General features: G+C 52.3%; 17 protein-coding genes. All 17 read right to left on the bottom strand.

The genetic code is table 11. From position 1 onward, the window contains the following. Window positions 1-100: 100 nt before the first annotated feature. Window positions 101-184 (bottom strand): putative holin-like toxin, encoded by an 84-nt coding sequence (locus K7P76_RS33605; protein WP_373692330.1) that lies wholly within the window; start codon window positions 182-184, stop codon window positions 101-103. Between the two features lie 142 nt (window positions 185-326). After that, complete coding sequence (locus K7P76_RS02620) at window positions 327-1982, bottom strand: response regulator transcription factor (RefSeq protein WP_232182874.1); 1656 nt, start codon at window positions 1980-1982, stop codon at window positions 327-329. After that, the gene (locus K7P76_RS02615) at window positions 1951-3759 is read right to left on the bottom strand and encodes a sensor histidine kinase (protein WP_232182868.1); all 1809 of its coding nucleotides are present in this window, start codon (window positions 3757-3759) and stop codon (window positions 1951-1953) included. The genes K7P76_RS02620 and K7P76_RS02615 overlap by 32 nt, the downstream gene beginning before the upstream one ends. Window positions 3760-3796: 37 nt before the next feature. Further along, window positions 3797-4846: an autoinducer 2 ABC transporter substrate-binding protein gene (locus tag K7P76_RS02610; RefSeq protein ID WP_232182859.1), complete on the bottom strand. Its 1050-nt coding sequence runs from the start codon at window positions 4844-4846 to the stop codon at window positions 3797-3799. 159 nt (window positions 4847-5005) lie between these two features. Further along, window positions 5006-5581 carry a Uma2 family endonuclease gene (locus K7P76_RS02605; RefSeq protein ID WP_232182849.1) on the bottom strand — a complete coding sequence of 192 codons (576 nt, stop codon included), beginning with the start codon at window positions 5579-5581 and terminating at the stop codon, window positions 5006-5008. Window positions 5582-5625: 44 nt separating this feature from the next. Continuing rightward, window positions 5626-6414 carry an RQC-minor-1 family DNA-binding protein gene (locus K7P76_RS02600; RefSeq protein ID WP_232182847.1) on the bottom strand — a complete coding sequence of 263 codons (789 nt, stop codon included), beginning with the start codon at window positions 6412-6414 and terminating at the stop codon, window positions 5626-5628. A 206-nt stretch (window positions 6415-6620) separates the two neighbouring features. Continuing rightward, the gene (locus tag K7P76_RS02595) at window positions 6621-7892 is read right to left on the bottom strand and encodes a methyl-accepting chemotaxis protein (RefSeq protein ID WP_232182836.1); all 1272 of its coding nucleotides are present in this window, start codon (window positions 7890-7892) and stop codon (window positions 6621-6623) included. Window positions 7893-7934: 42 nt separating this feature from the next. Beyond that, window positions 7935-9572 carry a b(o/a)3-type cytochrome-c oxidase subunit 1 gene (locus tag K7P76_RS02590; protein ID WP_232182833.1) on the bottom strand — a complete coding sequence of 546 codons (1638 nt, stop codon included), beginning with the start codon at window positions 9570-9572 and terminating at the stop codon, window positions 7935-7937. 12 nt (window positions 9573-9584) lie between these two features. Then, window positions 9585-10055: a cytochrome c oxidase subunit II gene (locus K7P76_RS02585; protein WP_232182831.1), complete on the bottom strand. Its 471-nt coding sequence runs from the start codon at window positions 10053-10055 to the stop codon at window positions 9585-9587. A 15-nt stretch (window positions 10056-10070) separates the two neighbouring features. Beyond that, window positions 10071-10244, bottom strand: a complete 174-nt coding sequence (locus K7P76_RS02580; protein WP_232182830.1) for a cytochrome c oxidase subunit 2A — start codon at window positions 10242-10244, stop codon at window positions 10071-10073. A gap of 14 nt (window positions 10245-10258) precedes the next feature. Continuing rightward, window positions 10259-10690, bottom strand: a complete 432-nt coding sequence (locus tag K7P76_RS02575; RefSeq protein WP_232182828.1) for a universal stress protein — start codon at window positions 10688-10690, stop codon at window positions 10259-10261. Then, complete coding sequence (gene mobA, locus K7P76_RS02570; RefSeq protein ID WP_232182826.1) at window positions 10687-11325, bottom strand: molybdenum cofactor guanylyltransferase; 639 nt, start codon at window positions 11323-11325, stop codon at window positions 10687-10689. Before mobA ends, K7P76_RS02575 begins: the two co-directional genes overlap by 4 nt. Before the next feature lie 25 nt (window positions 11326-11350). Further along, the gene (gene pflA / locus K7P76_RS02565) at window positions 11351-12091 is read right to left on the bottom strand and encodes a pyruvate formate-lyase-activating protein (RefSeq protein WP_232182824.1); all 741 of its coding nucleotides are present in this window, start codon (window positions 12089-12091) and stop codon (window positions 11351-11353) included. 199 nt (window positions 12092-12290) lie between these two features. Further along, window positions 12291-12509, bottom strand: a complete 219-nt coding sequence (locus K7P76_RS02560) for a hypothetical protein (RefSeq protein ID WP_232182822.1) — start codon at window positions 12507-12509, stop codon at window positions 12291-12293. A 45-nt stretch (window positions 12510-12554) separates the two neighbouring features. Then, entirely contained in the window at window positions 12555-13046 is a 492-nt protein-coding gene (locus K7P76_RS02555; RefSeq protein ID WP_232182820.1) for a flavodoxin domain-containing protein, read from the bottom strand. 135 nt (window positions 13047-13181) lie between these two features. Beyond that, a complete protein-coding gene (gene pflB, locus K7P76_RS02550) occupies window positions 13182-15458 on the bottom strand; it encodes a formate C-acetyltransferase (protein ID WP_232182818.1) in 2277 nt (758 codons plus the stop codon). Between the two features lie 31 nt (window positions 15459-15489). Beyond that, window positions 15490-18099 carry a bifunctional acetaldehyde-CoA/alcohol dehydrogenase gene (gene adhE, locus K7P76_RS02545; RefSeq protein WP_232182816.1) on the bottom strand — a complete coding sequence of 870 codons (2610 nt, stop codon included), beginning with the start codon at window positions 18097-18099 and terminating at the stop codon, window positions 15490-15492. Window positions 18100-18117: the final 18 nt, after the last annotated feature.

Below are 18117 nucleotides of genomic sequence, written 5' to 3'. Positions count from 1 at the left end.
GCCGTGCTACAACACGACTCCCCGAACAACATCCGCTTCAAAGGCGGTCGGCTTTCGGAATAACGATCAGAAATAGACCGATTCCTTCGCGAGGGGCGGTCTATTTCCTTTTATGGAATGAAAGAATAAGTACGATTAATGTCGCAAATGAAATGATTAGCGCCAAAGCATCCTTAACTTCCATGGCATCACCTCCCTTCCGGGAGATTAGCCGACCGCCCTTGCAAGCCTTATGCTGTTAACTATATTATGCCAATTTTAGCCTAACAACGGAGGCTCTTTTTTATGTCCATCGCCGAACTGCAAAGGAAAATGTCCAAGCGAATTCATTGTTCGTCTCCATGCGTTTCGTTTCCTTCATAAGCGATCGTCAGCTCCCGGTATTTCGAAGGGGTCTGCCCCGTCCATTGCTTAAACAAACGGCTGAAATACTTGACGTCCTGATACCCGATCCGCCCGCAGACGTCCTGCAGCTTAAGGCGTTGGTCGCCGAGCAGTTCCTTCGCCCGCTCCATCCTTTGCCGCGTCAAATAATCGAGAACCGTCTCCCCTGTTTGTATTTTAAATACTTCACTGAAGTAAGTCGGGTTCATAAACACCTGATCGGCGATTTTCTTGATAGTGATGTCCTGATCAAAATTGTCTTTGATCCACAGCTTCGCTTGTTCAACCGGCTTCATATTAGCGCTCTCGCGCGATTGGCGGATATCTCCGATTACGCGGTCCACCATCATCTTCACGCATTGCTTTAACTCGTGCAGATTGGTCGCCCTACCTGCCTGATGGAGCTCGTCTTCGATCGACACTGGGTTCGCGATGCCGCGACGGTTCTCCAATCCTGCCGAATGAATCAGGATCATCGCATTCTGTACCGCCGTTTGCAAGGTCGATGGTGAATCCAACCGGTCCAACAGGTCGAAGAACTGCTTGGAGCACTCCGCGGCTTCTTCCGGATTTCCCTGCTCTACGCTCCGCTTCAGCTTCTGGACGACCACCGATAAATCCTTGTCGCTTGGGCTCGGAAGGCTTCCCTTCTCTTGCGAAGGCCGAAACACCTGATTGCCGCCGTAGAGGAACCGGTAATTCATGAGAGCGACCGCTTGGCGCTTCGCATCCGGCAACAGGTACAAATCCTCGATAATGTCCCCATAAGCGACGGACACCGTGAACGGCGTATACTTCTGAATGGCGGAACGGATTTGAACTGATAAGTCGTAAGCGGCAGTCTCCCACTCAAACTCGGTTTCCGGACTGAACAACAGCATCCAGAAATCCGAATCCCCTCCTCTCCAGTTCCACCCCCGCCGATCCGATCGGGCGAAATGGTTGTCCAACAGCTCGGCCATGATGTTCTCAAGCGCATAGAAGTAAGCTTTCCAGTCATTCGACTTGAAGCTTCGGGTCTTCACTGGAAGCGTATCCATACGAATATAGAAGAGTGAATACGTTCCTTTCGGAAATTCGTCCACCCAGTATCCTAAGGCGGTCATATCGATGTCCATCGAAGTAATATAGCTTAGCGTTTGGACTTCCCGGGTTCGAACCAACTTCTCCGCTTCCCGTTCCATCTCCCCGCGCTTATGGTTCTGATAGCGGCCGTTAGAGATGATCGTCCTTATCTCCGACATCCTCGTTCGAAATTGCTCGCGATCTACCGGCTTCAGGAGATAGTCTACTGCCCCTTCACGCAACGCCGTCTGCAAATAGGCGAAATCATCGTATCCGCTAATGAGCAGGGGATAGAACGAATAACGCTTCTTCGCTTCCTTGATCAACGTAAGGCCGTCCATTTCGGGCATCTTCACATCCGTGATCAGAAGGTCGATATTCCCTTGCGCGGCGTGAAAACAATCGAGCGCCTCCTTGCCGTCGCTTGCCGTCGCGACGACTTCCCATTCCTCCCCGCAGGAGTTGACCAACCGTTCGATGCCGCGGCGGATTCGGGCTTCGTCATCCACGATCAGCGTCTTTATCGTCTGCATGCGAGACCTCCTCCCCACGTATTTTCGGTATCCGGATAATAACCTCGGTGCCCTTGCCGACTATGCTATGCAACTGCAGGCCGTAATCCGTTCCATGCATCATGACGATGCGGGCATTCACGTTAATCAAACCGAAGTGCGAGCTTCGACCTTCGAAGCTGATTTTCTTCAACGATTGCTCCAAATCGTTCAAGCGGTCGCCGGGTATGCCCGGGCCGTTGTCGCGTATTCGGATGACAATATCGCGCTTGCCGGACTTCGCGCCGAACTCTTCGCTGACCGCAATATGGATCTCAAGGGCCTTGCGGCTTTCTAAGCCGTATTTAATCGCATTCTCGACGATCGGCTGAAGAATAAATTTAGGCGTAAAGAAGGCATGAAGATCATAGTCCCCTATCACCTGCACTATCTCGAAATGGACCCGCTCCTCGAACCGGAACTTCTGAATCGTCAAATAATCTTTCACGTGTTGTACTTCTTCCGCGATCGTCACGGACTTGGACTGATTGGAAACGGAAAACCGGAGCATACGGCCAAGCAGCGTTACCATATCGACGGCTTGCTCGGTTTCCCCCTCCTCCACGGCCATTCCGATCGTCTCAAGCGTATTGTACATAAAATGCGGATTGATCTGCGACTGCAATGCGTAAAGTTCCGCTTCCTTCTGCCGAATTTCAATTTGGTAATTTTTGTTAATCAATTCACGGATCGTGGCGATCATCGAATTGAAGCTGCGCGCCAAGGTGCCTACTTCATCCCCGCTTTGGACTTTAAGGTCGACCTGTAAATCCCCCCTCTCGACCGTCTTCATCAATCCGCTTAGTTTCTTCAACGGGCGGGTCATATTATAGGAGATCAGTACCGCGATCATGGAAGCCGCTATAACAATCGCGATGAACACGAAAACCGTCACATTCCGAATCAGATCGGTTCTCTGCGTCAGGTCGTGCAGGGGAATGCTGTGAACAAGCACCCATCCCAACTTAGAGGTTTGGTTAACGCTGACGAGCTTAGCCTCCTCTCCCGAGACGCTCGTGCGGAAGCTGCCGTTAAGAACCGGATAACGAGTTTTCTCTTCGTCTACCGTACCGATGAGCTCGTGGTTCGTATGGTAAATGATTTTACCGGACGGATTCATCACCCATAAATCGGCTCTCTTGTTCGTTTCGAAATTGCGCACGATATTGTCGATGAACGACAGGTCGACCGCGATTAGCATCGTTCCCAGATTTTTGCGGTTATCGTCGTCATTAATAGGCTTCTGAATGAACACGTAAGGAATGTCGCTTTCGAAATGAAGGCTCATTTCCTCTGGAAGAAGTATTGTTGCCTTGCCGCTCGGCTGAGGGTCAAGAGTGGCATAGCTACCAATCGTTTTCGTCCAGTTCGACTCTTTAAAACCCGCCTTGGAGTTGTAAAATACCCTATTGCCCGAGACGACAAACACCCCGAGCACGTCGTCGTTTCTCCCGTTAATGTAGGTGCGGGCCAGATAGCTGTTCAGAGTGTATTGGTCCTTGTTGAGATCGGATCGCTTTGCGTAAGACGTCCGTCTAAGGATGCCCAGAATATTTTCCGAGTTGAACAATATTTCCGGAAGCGTAGTTAGCTCCTGAATTCGCTTCTCGATATCCGCGTTCGCTTGGTACAGAAACTTAGGCATGTATTCGCCGATTTGTTGTTCAACCGATCGCGCATACTGGGTATAGGAGATATAAACAAGCAATAGCATCGGGAGCACCGTCAACAGAATATAGGTGACGATAAGTTTGTACACAAGGGGATAGTTCCTGAATTTCAGGCCTCGCCATCTTCTAAAAATCATATTGATCCACGTTATCAGTCGTGAAATCGAGCGGTTCTCCCATAATGACCATATCCCCATTCACCCGAATGTTTCCGACGCCGTCGATCTCTTGACCGTCGACCGGCATTTCCCCGTTCAAATAATGATAAGCGAGCATAATCGTTAAGAAACCGAGCTTCTTGGGACTCCATAGCGTAGCGACCTGTGCGGAGCCTTCATGCAAATAGGACCGCATCAGGTTCGGGTTCGACAGCCCAACGACCTTCACCTTTCCCGATTTGCCCGCTTCTTTCACCGCTTTGGCCGCACCTGGAGGTCCTACGGAGGAATTGCCGAGAATGCCGTTCAGGTTCGGATAATCGGCCAGTAACTTCTTGGCAACGTCGTATGCCTTGCCATGATCATCGTCCGTAGCCACCGTGGCTACGAGTTTCAAGTCCGGATAATATTCCTTCTGCTGAATGCGGATCCATTTCAGCCATTCGTTCAGGTTCGCCGCGGCGAACGAACCGGTCATGATCGCATAGTTGCCCTTCTCTCCCATCGATAGCGCCAAGGTGTCGAGCAGGTGCCTGCCAAGCACCTCCGGTTCGACCATGTTCACGAAAAACTGCCTGCCCTGAGGCTCCGTGTCCGCATCCCAAGTGATGACCTTGATCCCCCGCTCCCTAGCCTTCTGCAGCACGGGTACCAGCTTGACGGGATCGTTGGCGGATATGGCAATAAGATCGACCTTCTGTTCGATTAGCCCTTCCACGGTTTCGATCTGCAGATCGGCATCGGCAGTAGGCGGACCGCTAAAGATAATATCGATTCCGAGGCTCTTGCCCGCCTCCATTGCCCCTTGCGCAGCATAATTGAAATAGTCGATCCCAATGCCTTTCGGAACGAGTCCGATCTTGATTTTCTTCTCGGGCCTGCTTGACTTGGCCGGTTGTTGCCCCGTAGGTCCAGCCTTATCCATGGAGTAGATCAATTCATATTTCATAGCCGAGCTGGCTTGGCATGAGGTGGCCAGCAGAACGATCATAAACAGTGCCGCGATTGTTCGGTACACATGACTCCCCGCTTTCGTACCTAATGTCCTAACATCCTAACTTCTATTTCATATCGTAACATAATTCAGCCTTACTAATTCAGTCTGCTTTGGGACACCGAGTCAAATGCAAAGAAGCCGTTTCCGGTGAACGGCTGGACTATTGCAGTATTCTTATTGTTAGTCTTCGTCTTCGTCCGTCTCCGGAAAAATATTGCCCAAATCAATCTTCAGACAAGGTACGGTCAGAGAGGCAAGCTGATCCTGCTCGGTCAGTGTTGCCGCCAGAATGTATGCACCGTCCGTCAGTACAAATTGCTCGACGATGCGATAAACAGGGTCGGTCAGCCAGTATTCCTTCACGCCAAATCTCTCGTACAACGCCTTCTTGATCGTTTTGTCGCGGCGCCCCGTGCTTTTGGATAAAATCTCGACAACAAGATCCGGTACGCCGAACACAAAACCATCGCGGATGATCCCCAAATTATCACGATTAATGTAGATAACATCAGGCTGCACGATGTTTTCTTCGTCGAAATGGACGTCCAGCGGAGCCAGATACGACTTGCCCTCCTGACTGCAGGCGCTTCGAAAAGCTATATGAAAATTGCCCAAGATTTCCTGATGTGTGACTGTCGGAGAAGTCAAGAAATCATAACGAATTCCGCCAATTATCTCGAACCTCTCGGGCCGGTCGTATACTCCTTGTGATTCTTTAATAACCTGATCAGACTTCGATTTTTTGGATTCGCTCATGAGCATGATCACCTCCGCATATCCTTTTTTCGCTATTATATCATTTACAGATCCATATCAATTCCCATTCTTCTGAGCGCATTGCGTTCCCGGCAGGCAGGACATCTTTTAGGAGGCTGAAAGCCCTTCATTTTAAAAAACTTCTGCTCGTCCACCTCGAATATAAACCGTTCTCCGCACTCCCAGCATTTCAGGCGTTCCGCTTCAAGGGACGGACCCTCCAGCAATCTCAGAATTTCCTCTTCATGACTCTGATTCTCGATTGCTCCGGCGGACTCACCCCGTTCGATATGCTGGATAGTTTCCAAAATGGCCGCCTGCACCTTTTTGTAATCGATCTTATGCCATTGCCGGAGAAAGGGAATGTACTTGGGGTTGGCCGAGTGTTTCACTCGATCCAGAAAGAGCAGAATCAAGCCTCGGTTCCGATCTTTAAGATAGCTCATATCGAGGTCGAGATCGGTCTTCTTCTGGCTGATCCACAGATCCCATTCCCGCATGAACTCTTCCGCTCTTTGAGCACGTTCGATCGTCCAGCCTCGTTCCGTGAAAATAAGCATAGGCAGTTTACCGCTCATCTCTATTTCCAGAAAGTCATGCTCAATCATCCAATCGATCTTTCGTGTGATTTCTTCTAGAGTAAGCTCACGAAAATAGCCATAGGAGGGATTCGTCTCAAGCCCATGAGACAATAGCTTCTTGTCTTTGGATCCCTTCAGTATTTTCGCCAAAAGGTTCCTTCCGCCCTGTCCAATAAGATCGTCTGCTGCTCTGAGGATAGCTAGCCGGTCTGCAAATAATGGACTATCTATTGTGTGAGACTTATTTTTCATTTGGTTTCACTCCCATGAGTTCCTATATTAGTAATTCATCCCATCTACGTATTTCAAATTACCACGTTATATCAAAATTATAACTTTCTTTTCTCCATTCACAATAAAAAAGCTTAATCATATATGGAGAGCCGGTAAAGCGGAAACGCAATAAAAAACCTCGCTAAACCCAGAAGGGTTTCACGAGGTAAAGAATGAACAGCGGCTTAAAATCGGAAAACGTTTATTTTGGATTTCAGAACATCCGCTTGGCTTTTCAGCATTTCCGAAGATGATGAAAGCTCCTCCATGACGGCCATCTGTTCTTGAACGGAAGAAGAAGCCTGCTTGATGTCATTCGCAATCTGATTGGCAATACCCCCAACTTCATGCGTCTTAACCAAAGCGCTCTCCACTTGCTGCATCTGACCCGTAATGCTCGTAGAAATATTTTCAACCGCTTGCGCAGTTTCCTGTACGGCGAGATTGATTCGATCCAACGCCGCTTTAGCGGCTTCGCCTTTGCGGGATTCACGGCTTGCAAGCTGTTCCTGCGCGTTTGTTTTATTTACGACACCCGCTACGCCCGATTCCATCAGGGTAATTAGCTGATCGATAACCTTCACGGCGCTTGAGCTTTCTTCCGCCAGCTTACGAATCTCCCCCGCTACGACAGCAAATCCTTGGCCGTATTCTCCGGCTCTAGCCGCCTCAATGGATGCATTCAAGGCTAGAAGATGCGTTTGATCGGCGATTCCCCCTACAACCCGCGATATTGTTCTAATTTCCTTGGCATTTTCGTCTAATTCCCCGACAAAACCGATAGACTCCCGGTTTGATTGCGCAAGGTTCATCATGCCATCCACAAGAGAAAGGACAATGTTCTCGCTTTCCTTGATCGTCGCCAGCATGTCTTTAGTAATAGCCAGCGACTCGCCCGCCTTCTCTCCGATTTCACCCGCAGCTATCTGAATTTGCGATACGGCCGTTAATGTTCCGAGGGCGGACTCGGCTTGCTCCGCAGCGCCTTTCGAGATCGTTTCCGTGACGCTGGCAATGAGTTCGATTTGTTTGGCCGCCTGTTCCATACCTCCGCTCAACGCGCCTGCTTGATTATAAGTAAAAGAAACATTACCTGATATGCCTGTAATCATTTGCTGCAGATTGGCGATCATTTTCTGAAAAGATACGCTCAGCAGCCGAATCTCATCATCGGATGGATGAATCGGAATTTCCACCTGCAAGTTGCCTGTCGCCGCTTCGTTCGCCACGGTTGTCAACCGCAGAAGCGGCTTGATCAACCAAGAGGCGCCTATCCATCCCAGCAAGCCTGTCCAAAAAACGCCGAGCAATAGCACAATGGAGACATATAACCAATCGGACATCCCCGGCGCAATGATTTCTTTTAAGTAGAAAATAAAAAATGCACTGCACCCGTAAGTCACGATGGATACGCAGGTGATACCGGCTACTGTCTTCTTAACTATGCTTAACTTCACGATATCACCTTCATTTCCTATAAGTACAACGAGAACGCCACGTTACCAGGTTACGTAACCCGGAGAGGTAACCGTATTGCGGAGCATGTCGATTAACGGGATCGTGTAGGCGAAAAGGATAAGGACGACGGCAATGCCGATCCATACGCTCCAGCGTTCCAGAAAACGCGGAGTCTGCTCCGCCGCTTCCGATACTTCGCCGATCGGATACTCGGTTTCCCCTTTAGGAGCGCGCATCAGAGCAACGACATTGTAGACGATCAGAATGACGCCGACGAATAAGATCATACCGCCGATCGCCATCGCCACATGATACGGCATCCACAGTACGGCATCCGGATGATCGTCATAAGTCGTGTATGCGGTACGCCGCGGATCGCCCATTAACCCGACCGTGTGCATGGATCCCGACATGAACAGCATACCCACGCACCAGATCAGCGTCTGGATGATACCCAACCGATTCATCTTGGGGGTAAGTACCCGTCCCGTAACAACCGGAATAAGCCAATAAATGATGCCGAAAAACGTCAGTGCTACGCTGGTCGCCACTGTCAGATGGAAGTGGCCGGTCACCCAAAGCGTGTTGTGGACGACCGCATTCATCTGGTTGCTGGCATTGATGATACCGCCTGCGCCGGCTGGAATGAATACGAGCATGCCCATGAAAGGAGCGAAAAACCGAACGTCTTTCCAAGGCAGCACCTTCACCCAGCCGAACAGTCCGGTCGCTCCTTTGGCCCGTCCGTTCATTTCGAACGTGGCGAACATCGAGAATGCCGTCATAAGAGATGGAATAATAACCATAAACGTCAGCACAACCTGGAGGAATTTCCAGAAGCCGCTAATGCCCGGTTCCATCAATTGGTGGTGGAACCCAACGGGAATCGAAAACAATAGGAACAGGATGAACGAAAGCCGAGCCAGCGAATCGCTGAAAATCCGTCCCCCAATGATTTTCGGAATGACGACATACCAGCAGATGTACGCCGGCAGCAGCCAGAAGTAGACAAGAGGATGGCCAAAATACCAGAATAACGTGCGGCTCAACACGACGTTGACCGTTTCGACCCATCCAAAGGACCATGGAATGAGCTGAACGACCACTTCAATCGCCACGCCAATGGTCGCAATTTGCCACATCAGCATCGTAACGACGGACATGTATGCGAATAGCGGCGAGATTTTACCATTGTTCGACTTTCTCCATTTGCGGTATTGGTAGAAAACTCCGAATCCGCTAAGCCAACTGCCTATGACAACGAGCGCCAGGGCAATATAAAACCAGGGCGACGCCTTCATCGGCGCATAGAACGTATACAACACGCTCGCCTTGCCAAGCAGAATAACAACGACGCCGATGACGGTTCCGATCGACATGACATAATAACCGGCCCACCCTAACTTGCGCGCGACAGGGAGCAGGCTACCGCCCAGCGTCTGGGAAACGCCCGAATACAAGAAACCTATAATGAAATACGTCGTAAAAATGAGGGCCATCAGTACGCCATGCGCTGTTAGCAGTTCATAATAACCGATGTTCCCAGGCAGCGTCATCATGCCGCCGCGCACCATCCCTTGCAGCATCCCGGCGATTCCGCCGATGAGCAGCGCCCCGAACGCGAACAATATGTGGGCCAGCACTAATTTGCCGTCGCCTCTGTCAAAAGATTGTTTCATCCGGATTTCCCCCTACTTGACGACAATGGTAGTTTTCATAAATTCATGGCCTGTGCCGCAATATTCGTTGCACAGAATCAAATACTCTCCCGGCTTGTCGAACGTGTGGCTCACGTGGCTCACTTCGCCAGGCTCGATCATCATGTTCACGTTCGTGCCCACAATCTCGAAGCCGTGCACGACGTCGGAGCTCGTTACCTTGAAATCGACCGTTGAACCGACTGGAACCTCAAGTGTCTGAGGATCATACCCAAACGCGTAGGCAACCAATACGGCTTCGTAATGCATGTCTTCGATCTGCGTCATGGCCGGTTTGTCGAATGGAGCCGTTTCCGTAACCTTAGTCGGGTCAATCGTATGATGGTGCTCGCTAGGAGGCGTCATTCCCATGCTGAACGCCATCGTGCCGATTACGATCAGAAAAATCACAAGCATAGAAACGCCGATGCTGAGCCATATTTTTTCCAAACGATGAAGATGCATCAAGACCACTCCCCTTTAGTTTCGAGCGACGAACAGGGCGAACACACCGAACCAACTGACGGCTATGAACGCGCCCAGCAGCATAACGGAAACGAATGTGCCTTTCAGAGCTGGCTCCTCTTTCGTTTCCTTCGCCGCTTCGTTTGAAGTTTGCGTATTTTGTCCGATTTGAGGACGTAATTCCGGCATATGATTACCTCCTGTCATTTCACGATTAGAACGGGAACTCGCGCCTGTTGTACGACATGATGGCTGACGCTCCCGAGCATCCATTCCTTAATGGCACCCAGTCCCCTGCTGCCCATGACGATGAGATCGCAGTTATTCCCTTGGGCATACTCTAAAATGGCGGCCGCCGGATTGCCTCTCAACACCGCAACGCTCGCATAGGCTAACGACGCGATCCTGTTTCGGGCTTGATCCAGCATAACGGTTTCATATTCCTGTATTTTCTCTTGATAGCCTTCCGGCGGGACGAACCCGTACCCTGCGACCGCGAACGCCGGCTGATATTGCACGTATGCAACCGTCAGCCGAGTACCCGGCTTGCTCCCCGCGATCATAACCGCCTGTTGCAAAGCTTTATCGGACGGTTTCGATCCGTCGTATGCGGCCAGTATATGATGGTAGATCATCTTAAACCGCCTCCTGTGGACATTCTATTTTCAAGCAACTTCTTGGCTCTCTCGTAATCCTCTTGCCCGTGGATCGTAAAGGCGAAATCGCCGACTGCCTCTTCCTCCGCCCAAGAATCCGCCGGTATGCCTAACCACCGGATATGACCGAGGAATGCTTCCAGTTCTTTCTTTCCTGCCGAGAGCAGTTCGGCCGCGGCTTCCGCACACCGCTTGTCGTAAATCCCGTGCAAGGGCAACGGCCGGTTATGGACAAGCGGAATGACGGCGTGGCAGAACTCCGTGCGGCTGTCCGACAAACGTCTTGCCGCTTCCGCCGACACGAACGGCATATCGCAGGCCGTTATCCATACAGAAGGATTACGGGCCAAATACAACGCGGCGTGCATTCCCCCAAGCGGACCGCAACCAGGGAAATAATCGGTGATGATCCGTACGGATGGGTCGAGAACTTCAAAAAACGGTTTCGGCGTGTTCGTCACTACGATGATTTCCTTGCAAATTTCCCGCATCGTCTTGATTTGCCGTTCGATCAAGGTCTCACCGCCTAATGGAAGCAGCGCTTTCAGCGTGCCGGCCATGCCGGCGTTCGAACCGCCGACCAGAATGGCGCCGGTTATCGAAGAGGATTCCATGGTCCTCCCCCCTCTCATTGTTCCCCTAAAGTGACATGGTGCTTTGCAATCGGCCCTCTCGAATCAGCCTGCAGGCCCGATCGACTTCTTTGGAACCAGGCTCCGCCACATTTTCCAGTTCGTAACGCTTCCCTATTTGCTCCCACTTGTATACGCCCATCCGGTGATAGGGAAGCACCTCGATTTTATCGATGCCACCCAATTCGCCGATGAAACGTCCCAATGCGAGCAAGTCGTCTTCCCCGTCAGTCCATCCCGGTACGAGCACTCGCCTGATCCACATCCGCGTCCCCCGGTCCGAAAGGTGTCTGGCGAATTGAAGAATTCGGTCGTTCGGTTGGCTCGTCAGCTTCCGATGCCCCTCCCGGTTCATGTATTTGAGATCCAAGAGGACCAGATCGGTGACATCCAGAAGCGCTCCGGCATGGGCGACATCGCAAAAACCGGACGAATCGAGCGCGGTATGAAGCCCCCATCGTTCCTTGCAGCCGCGGAAGAGCTCGGCGACAAAAGGCGCCTGCAACGTAGGCTCTCCTCCCGTGACCGTAATGCCGCCTCCCGAATTTTTGTAATACTCGATGTAGGGTTCCATTTCGTCCAAAATATCCTCGACGCTCTTCACCGTTCCCACACTCGTGTCCCAAGAATCCGGATTGTGGCAGTACAAACACTGCAAGGCACAGCCCTGCATGAACAATACGAAGCGGATACCCGGACCGTCGACGGTACCGAAAGTTTCGAGAGAGTGGATTCTCCCCGTATGCATGACGGTCATCTCCCTTCGGACCTTTCGTTTTCTCTCTTTCCATCATCAGTATGATCGTACTTGAAAGTTTTGAATGTGAGATTCGTCACATAGGAGGAAATCTTCGCGAGTTTTTCGAGATCGGGCTCAATCAACCACCGCAGCCGGAAACGGACTTGCGGTTGGGCAAGCATAACGGCGAAGGCTGCGATCGAGAAAATCAGCAGCGCAATCGGGCAAAATAACCCGTTACGAAGGCGAACAGCGGAATATGAAATAGATATATCCAATTGTAGAAAGCTTGCAGACCGGAGAAACGCCCGATGATCGGCTCGATTCCGGTGGCAAGGAACACGAGAAGAATCAAGGCGAATCGCAGGTTGAGCATCCGAATTTCCACAAGTTCCCATGCAACGGCTCGCTGTAAGGTTTCCCTCATGGCTATTTCACGATATTGCTGATTGCATTTTGATGATTCACGGGCTTATTCTCTCCCTTGCGCCGAAGTAAAACCGGCGGCAAAATTTCGGATGGCCTCGAGATCAAGATTGGAAACATCTTGCGTCGTACCGCTCACCATTTTCACCATTGACCGTTCCAGGAAATTCATCTTCGAAAAATAAAACTCCCAACCGAATAGACCGCACGACGCGGATATCTCCCTCAGGGAGAGCGGAAAGGCCTTTTCGAATTGTTCAATCGCTTTGTCGCCCTGATACATGCAGCAAAGAAAAAGTCCAAGCTTCTTCTTCGATAGAACGTCCCCGCGGCTTTGAATGAACTTCATCACTTTTCTTTGGATGGAACCGGCATGAATCGAGCCGCCGATGATCACCGCGTCATACGGCCCGGGATCAGGGTTTCCCACTTGATCAAGATCGGCAAAATCGACTTTTCCCGTCATTAAATCGCCAACCATGCGGGCGGCTTTTTCGCAAGCTCCATGGGTGGAGCAAAACACAATCAACGTTTTCATGGAAATACCTCCATGTCCGGTTCTGTTCGTTAAACCGCCTTCCTTGATCGTCCCGTTGCAGAAAAAAACCTCCCGGGACACGCAGCAGGGTACGGATGCCGGGAGGGCGGTCTAAAGGTTGGCGAAAATCGCAGCTTACACCGATCCGTGGAACGTCCGGTTGATGACGTCGAGCTGCTGCTCGCGGGTCAGCTTAATGAAGTTGACCGCGTAACCCGAAACGCGGATCGTCAGTTGAGGATACAGCTCCGGATGCTCCATCGCGTCTACGAGCTGCTCTCGGTTGAAGACGTTGATGTTGAGGTGATGCCCGCCTTTGGCCGCGTAGCCGTCGAGCAGCGATACAAGGTTGAGAACCCGGGTATCCGCCTCCCGTCCAAGCGCCTTCGGAATGATGGAGAACGTATTCGATATCCCGTCCAGACAGCTTTCATAAGGAAGTTTGGCTACGGAGTTCAGCGAGGCGAGGGCCCCTTTGCGGTCTCTGCCGTGCATCGGGTTCGCCCCCGGGGCGAACGGCTCCCCGGCTTTGCGTCCGTCCGGCGTACTTCCGGTCTTCTTGCCGTAAACGACATTGGATGTTATCGTCAGAACCGACATCGTCGGCATGGAGCCACGGTACGTCTGGTGCTTGCGAAGCTTGTTCATGAACGTTTCCGTCAGTTGAACGGCGATGTCGTCCACCCGGGCGTCGTTGTTCCCGTACTGCGGATACTCGCCTTCGATAACGAAGTCGACGGCCAGCCCCTTCTCGTTGCGAATCGGCCGTACTTTGGCGTGCTTGATCGCGCTAAGAGAATCGGCCACGACCGACAGGCCCGCGATGCCGCATGCCATCGTGCGCAAAATCTCCGTATCGTGCAGCGCCATCTCGATCCGTTCGTAGCTGTATTTGTCGTGCATGTAATGGATGACGTTCAGCGTATTCATATACAGCTTTGCCAACCATTCCAGCATGTCGTCGTAACGTTTCATGACTTCGCCGTAATCCAAGGTTTCGCTGGCGAGGGGCGAGAGAGCAGGTCCAACCTGGATGCCAAGCTTTTCGTCCATGCCGCCGTTTATTGCATATAGAAGAGCTTTCGCCATATTGGCGCGGGCGCCGAAAAATTGCATCTGCTTGCCGATGCGCATTGCCGATACGCAGCAGGCGATTCCGTAATCGTCCCCGTAGATTGGACGCATAAGGTCGTCATTCTCGTATTGGATAGAGCTCGTATCGACGGACACTTTGGCGCAATAATTTTTGAATCCCTGCGGTAAGCGTGTCGACCACAGCACCGTCAGGTTCGGTTCCGGAGCAGGACCAAGATTATAGAGCGTATGGAGAAAACGGAACGAGTTCCGCGTTACCCTCGTCGTGCCGTCGCTCCCCATCCCGCCGATCGATTCGGTCACCCATGTCGGATCGCCGCTGAATAGCTCGTTATAGTCGGGCGTGCGGAGAAACTTGACGAGGCGCAGCTTCATGACAAGATGGTCTATTAACTCCTGTGCCTGCTTCTCGGTCAGTCTGGCCTCCTGAATGTCGCGCTCGATGTAGATATCGAGAAAGCTGGACACTCTGCCGAGGCTCATCGCCGCTCCGTTCTGCTCCTTGATCGCCGCCAAGTAAGCGAAGTACAACCATTGCACCGCTTCCTTTGCAGTTTTCGCAGGACCGGAGATATCATACCCGTAAGAAGCAGCCATTTCTTTCAGCTCGCTTAAGCTGCGGATTTGCTCCGACAATTCTTCCCGCGCCCGGATGACGCTTTCGGACATAACGTCCGTTTCCAGTTGCTGAAGATCAGTTTTTTTCGCTTCTATTAAGCGGTCTACGCCATACAGCGCCACCCTCCGGTAGTCGCCGATGATCCGTCCTCGACCGTAAGCATCCGGCAGCCCGGTAATAATGCCGGCTTTGCGGGCCAGCTTCATCTCCATCGTATAAGCGTCGAACACGCCCTGATTGTGCGTTTTGCGAATGTCGGTAAACAACCGCGAAATCTCTTCCAGAAGCTTGTAGCCGTAAGCCTCGCAGGCGTCTTCGACCATGCGGATGCCGCCGAACGGCTGTACGGAACGCTTCAGCGGCGCATCCGTCTGCAAACCGACCACACGCTCCAGCTCCCGGTCGATGTACCCCGGCTTATGGGACGTGATCGTGGATATCGTCTGCGTATCGATATCGAGCACGCCGCCGTTTTCCCGCTCGCGCTTCATTAGTTCCAGTACGGATTCCCACAGCCGCGTCGTCGCAATTGTCGGTTGGGCGAGGAAAGATTCGTCCCCCTCGTAAGACGTTATGTTGAGGCCTAGAAAATCGTTAACGTCGATATGCTTCTGCCAGCGTCCCGCCCGGAACCCTCTCCAGCCGTCGAGATGGCCGGATCCGTGTATTAGACGCAAATTATTTTCCGTTGTCCCCATATGCTTTTTTCACTCCTTCATGATCGATCGTTTATTCGAATTTTCCGTAAAAGGCATGACGGTAAACGTCGGCAAGCTCCGTCACCAGCGGCATTCGCGGGTTGGCGGTCGTGCACTGATCCTCGAACGCCCGATCGGCCAAGTAATCGACCTTCGATTCGAAATCGTTCGCGTCAAAACCGAGCGCTTGGAACGATTCGGGGATTTCGAGCGAACGGTTGAGCTTGCGGATCGCTTCGATCAGGCTGTTAACGCCCTCTTCCGTTGTACGGGCAGGCAGTCCAAGCAGACGGGCGATGTCGGCGTACCTCTTATCGGCTACGAAGTGATCGTATTTCGGGAACGATGCGAATTTCGTCGGCTTTTGCCCGTTGTAGCGAATGACGTGGGGCATCAGTATCGCATTAGTGCGTCCATGCGCCGTGTGATATTGTCCGCCCCATTTGTGTGCCAAGCTATGGTTGATGCCAAGAAACGCGTTGGCGAAAGCCATTCCGGCAATCGTTGAGGCGTTGTGCATTTTCTCGCGCGCTTTCGGGTCTGCTTTATGGTACGAAGCTTCCAGGTTCTCGAAGACGAGTTGGACCGCTTTCAGCGCGAGACCATCCGTATAGTCGTTGGCCATGACGGATACATACGCTTCGATGGCATGCGTCAGAACGTCCATGCCGGTGTCGGCGACCGCTGTTTTCGGCAGGCTGTAGACGTAATCCGGATCGATGATTGCCACATCTGGCGTCAACTCGTAATCGGCAAGCGGATATTTCGTGTTGCCTTTGCTCTTATCGGTGATGACCGCGAACGACGTCACTTCAGAGCCGGTTCCCGAAGTCGTGGGAATCGCGACGAATTTCGCCTTCCGGCCGAGCCGCGGGTACTTGTAAATCCGTTTGCGGATGTCCAGAAATTTTTGTTTCAACGCATCGAAGCTCGTATCCGGATATTCGTAGAACAGCCACATCGCTTTAGCCGCGTCCATCGGAGAGCCGCCTCCGAGAGCGATTATGCAGTCCGGCTTAAACTGGGCCATCATTCGGGTGCCGCGTTCCACGGTGTCGACCGAAGGATCGGGCTCGACGTCGGAGAAGATTTCGACGGCTACCGGCGTTTTCCGTTTCCGCAAGTAATACTCTACTTTCTCCGCATAGCCGAGCTTCACCATGGCGGCATCCGTAACGATCATGACCCGGCTGATGTCCGGCATTTTCTCCAAATATTGCGTCGATCCACGTTCGAAGTAAATTTTCGGAGGCACTTTGAACCATTGCATGTTCAGCGTTCGGTAAGCTACCCGCTTCACATTGACCAGATTAACCGCTGTGACGTTAGAGGTCGTGGAGTTGCTGCCGTACGAGCCGCAGCCGAGCGTAAGCGACGGCAGGTTCGTATTGTAAATGTCGCCGATCGCGCCGTGCGTCGACGGGGAATTGACGATGATGCGTCCGGTCTGCAACCGGGCAGAGAAAGCGGCGATGACCGCTTGGTCGTTCGAGTGGATGACCGACGAGTGGCCCATGCCGCCATAAGCGACGATCTGTGCCGCGCGCTCGATGCCTTGCTCAGCGGTTTTTACCTTGTAGCAGGCAAGTACCGGGCTCAGTTTCTCCGCGGACAGCGGGTACTTCTCGCCTACTCCCGCAAGCTCCGCTACCAGCACCTTCGTGCCGACAGGGACGGAAATGCCCGCCATTTCGGCGATCTTGACCGCAGGCTGGCCGACGATAACCGCGTTGACCGCGCATTTCTCTGGGTTTATAACAAGCCGTGATACGGCTTCTATCTCTTCTTTGTTGAGAAAATAGCAGCCGTGATGGATCATGCGTCTTTTCGCTTCGTCGTAAATCGGTTCCTCGAGGATGACAGCTTGCTCGGATGCGCAGATCATGCCATTGTCGAATGTCTTGGACAGGATAAGGTCGGTCACCGCTTGGTCGAGATCGGCAGTCCGTTCGATGAAGCAAGGAACGTTGCCGGGGCCAACGCCAAGCGCCGGCTTGCCGGTGCTGTAAGCGGCCTTCACCATGGCGGACCCGCCGGTTGCGAGAACAAGCGCCACGTCTTTGTGATTCATAAGCAGCTGCGTCGCCTCTACGGAAGGGTGCTCGATCCACTGGATGCAGTGTTCCGGGGCGCCTGCGGCGACCGCGGCTTCAAGCAGCGTCTTCGCCGATTCCGAACTGGAGCGTTGAGCGGATGGATGGAAAGCGAATATGATCGGGTTGCGAGTTTTGGCTGCGATTAGGGATTTGAACATCGTAGTGGATGTCGGGTTGGTCACCGGCGTGATCCCGGCGATGACGCCGATAGGCTCCGCTACTTTGCGGTAGCTTTCGTACGGATTGTCTTCGATGACGCCGACGGTTTTCTCATTCTTGATGCTGTGATAAATGTACTCGGTGGCGAACAGGTTTTTCGTGATTTTGTCTTCGTACACGCCTCGTCCCGTCTCTTCCACCGCCATTTTGGCAAGTGCCATATGCTTATCGAGCCCCGCCAGCGCCATCTGCTGAACGATCCGGTCGACCTGCTCCTGGTCTAGCCGCATATAAGCGTCATACGCCTGTTTCGCCCGCTCCGCGAGCAAATTCACTTCATCCTGGGCGGAAATGAGCGCTCCTTGCGTTTTTTCCTTCGTTGCCATAGGTTAGCCTCCGTTCTA

Source organism: Cohnella silvisoli, from assembly GCF_021190915.1.
Lineage (GTDB): Bacteria > Bacillota > Bacilli > Paenibacillales > Paenibacillaceae > Cohnella > Cohnella silvisoli.
This window is presented reverse-complemented; position numbering and strand designations above follow the sequence as displayed.

Coding starts and splice junctions, on each gene's coding strand:
- pflA (WP_232182824.1), bottom strand. CDS start 12,091: ATGCATACGGGGAGAATCCACTCTCTCGAAACTTTCGGTACCGTCGAC.
- K7P76_RS02590 (WP_232182833.1), bottom strand. CDS start 9,572: ATGAAACAATCTTTTGACAGAGGCGACGGCAAATTAGTGCTGGCCCAC.
- K7P76_RS02555 (WP_232182820.1), bottom strand. CDS start 13,046: ATGAAAACGTTGATTGTGTTTTGCTCCACCCATGGAGCTTGCGAAAAA.
- K7P76_RS02575 (WP_232182828.1), bottom strand. CDS start 10,690: ATGATCTACCATCATATACTGGCCGCATACGACGGATCGAAACCGTCC.
- K7P76_RS02560 (WP_232182822.1), bottom strand. CDS start 12,509: ATGAGGGAAACCTTACAGCGAGCCGTTGCATGGGAACTTGTGGAAATT.
- K7P76_RS02580 (WP_232182830.1), bottom strand. CDS start 10,244: ATGCCGGAATTACGTCCTCAAATCGGACAAAATACGCAAACTTCAAAC.
- pflB (WP_232182818.1), bottom strand. CDS start 15,458: ATGGGGACAACGGAAAATAATTTGCGTCTAATACACGGATCCGGCCAT.
- K7P76_RS33605 (WP_373692330.1), bottom strand. CDS start 184: ATGGAAGTTAAGGATGCTTTGGCGCTAATCATTTCATTTGCGACATTA.
- K7P76_RS02585 (WP_232182831.1), bottom strand. CDS start 10,055: ATGCATCTTCATCGTTTGGAAAAAATATGGCTCAGCATCGGCGTTTCT.
- K7P76_RS02600 (WP_232182847.1), bottom strand. CDS start 6,414: ATGAAAAATAAGTCTCACACAATAGATAGTCCATTATTTGCAGACCGG.
- K7P76_RS02605 (WP_232182849.1), bottom strand. CDS start 5,581: ATGAGCGAATCCAAAAAATCGAAGTCTGATCAGGTTATTAAAGAATCA.
- mobA (WP_232182826.1), bottom strand. CDS start 11,325: ATGGAATCCTCTTCGATAACCGGCGCCATTCTGGTCGGCGGTTCGAAC.
- adhE (WP_232182816.1), bottom strand. CDS start 18,099: ATGGCAACGAAGGAAAAAACGCAAGGAGCGCTCATTTCCGCCCAGGAT.
- K7P76_RS02620 (WP_232182874.1), bottom strand. CDS start 1,982: ATGCAGACGATAAAGACGCTGATCGTGGATGACGAAGCCCGAATCCGC.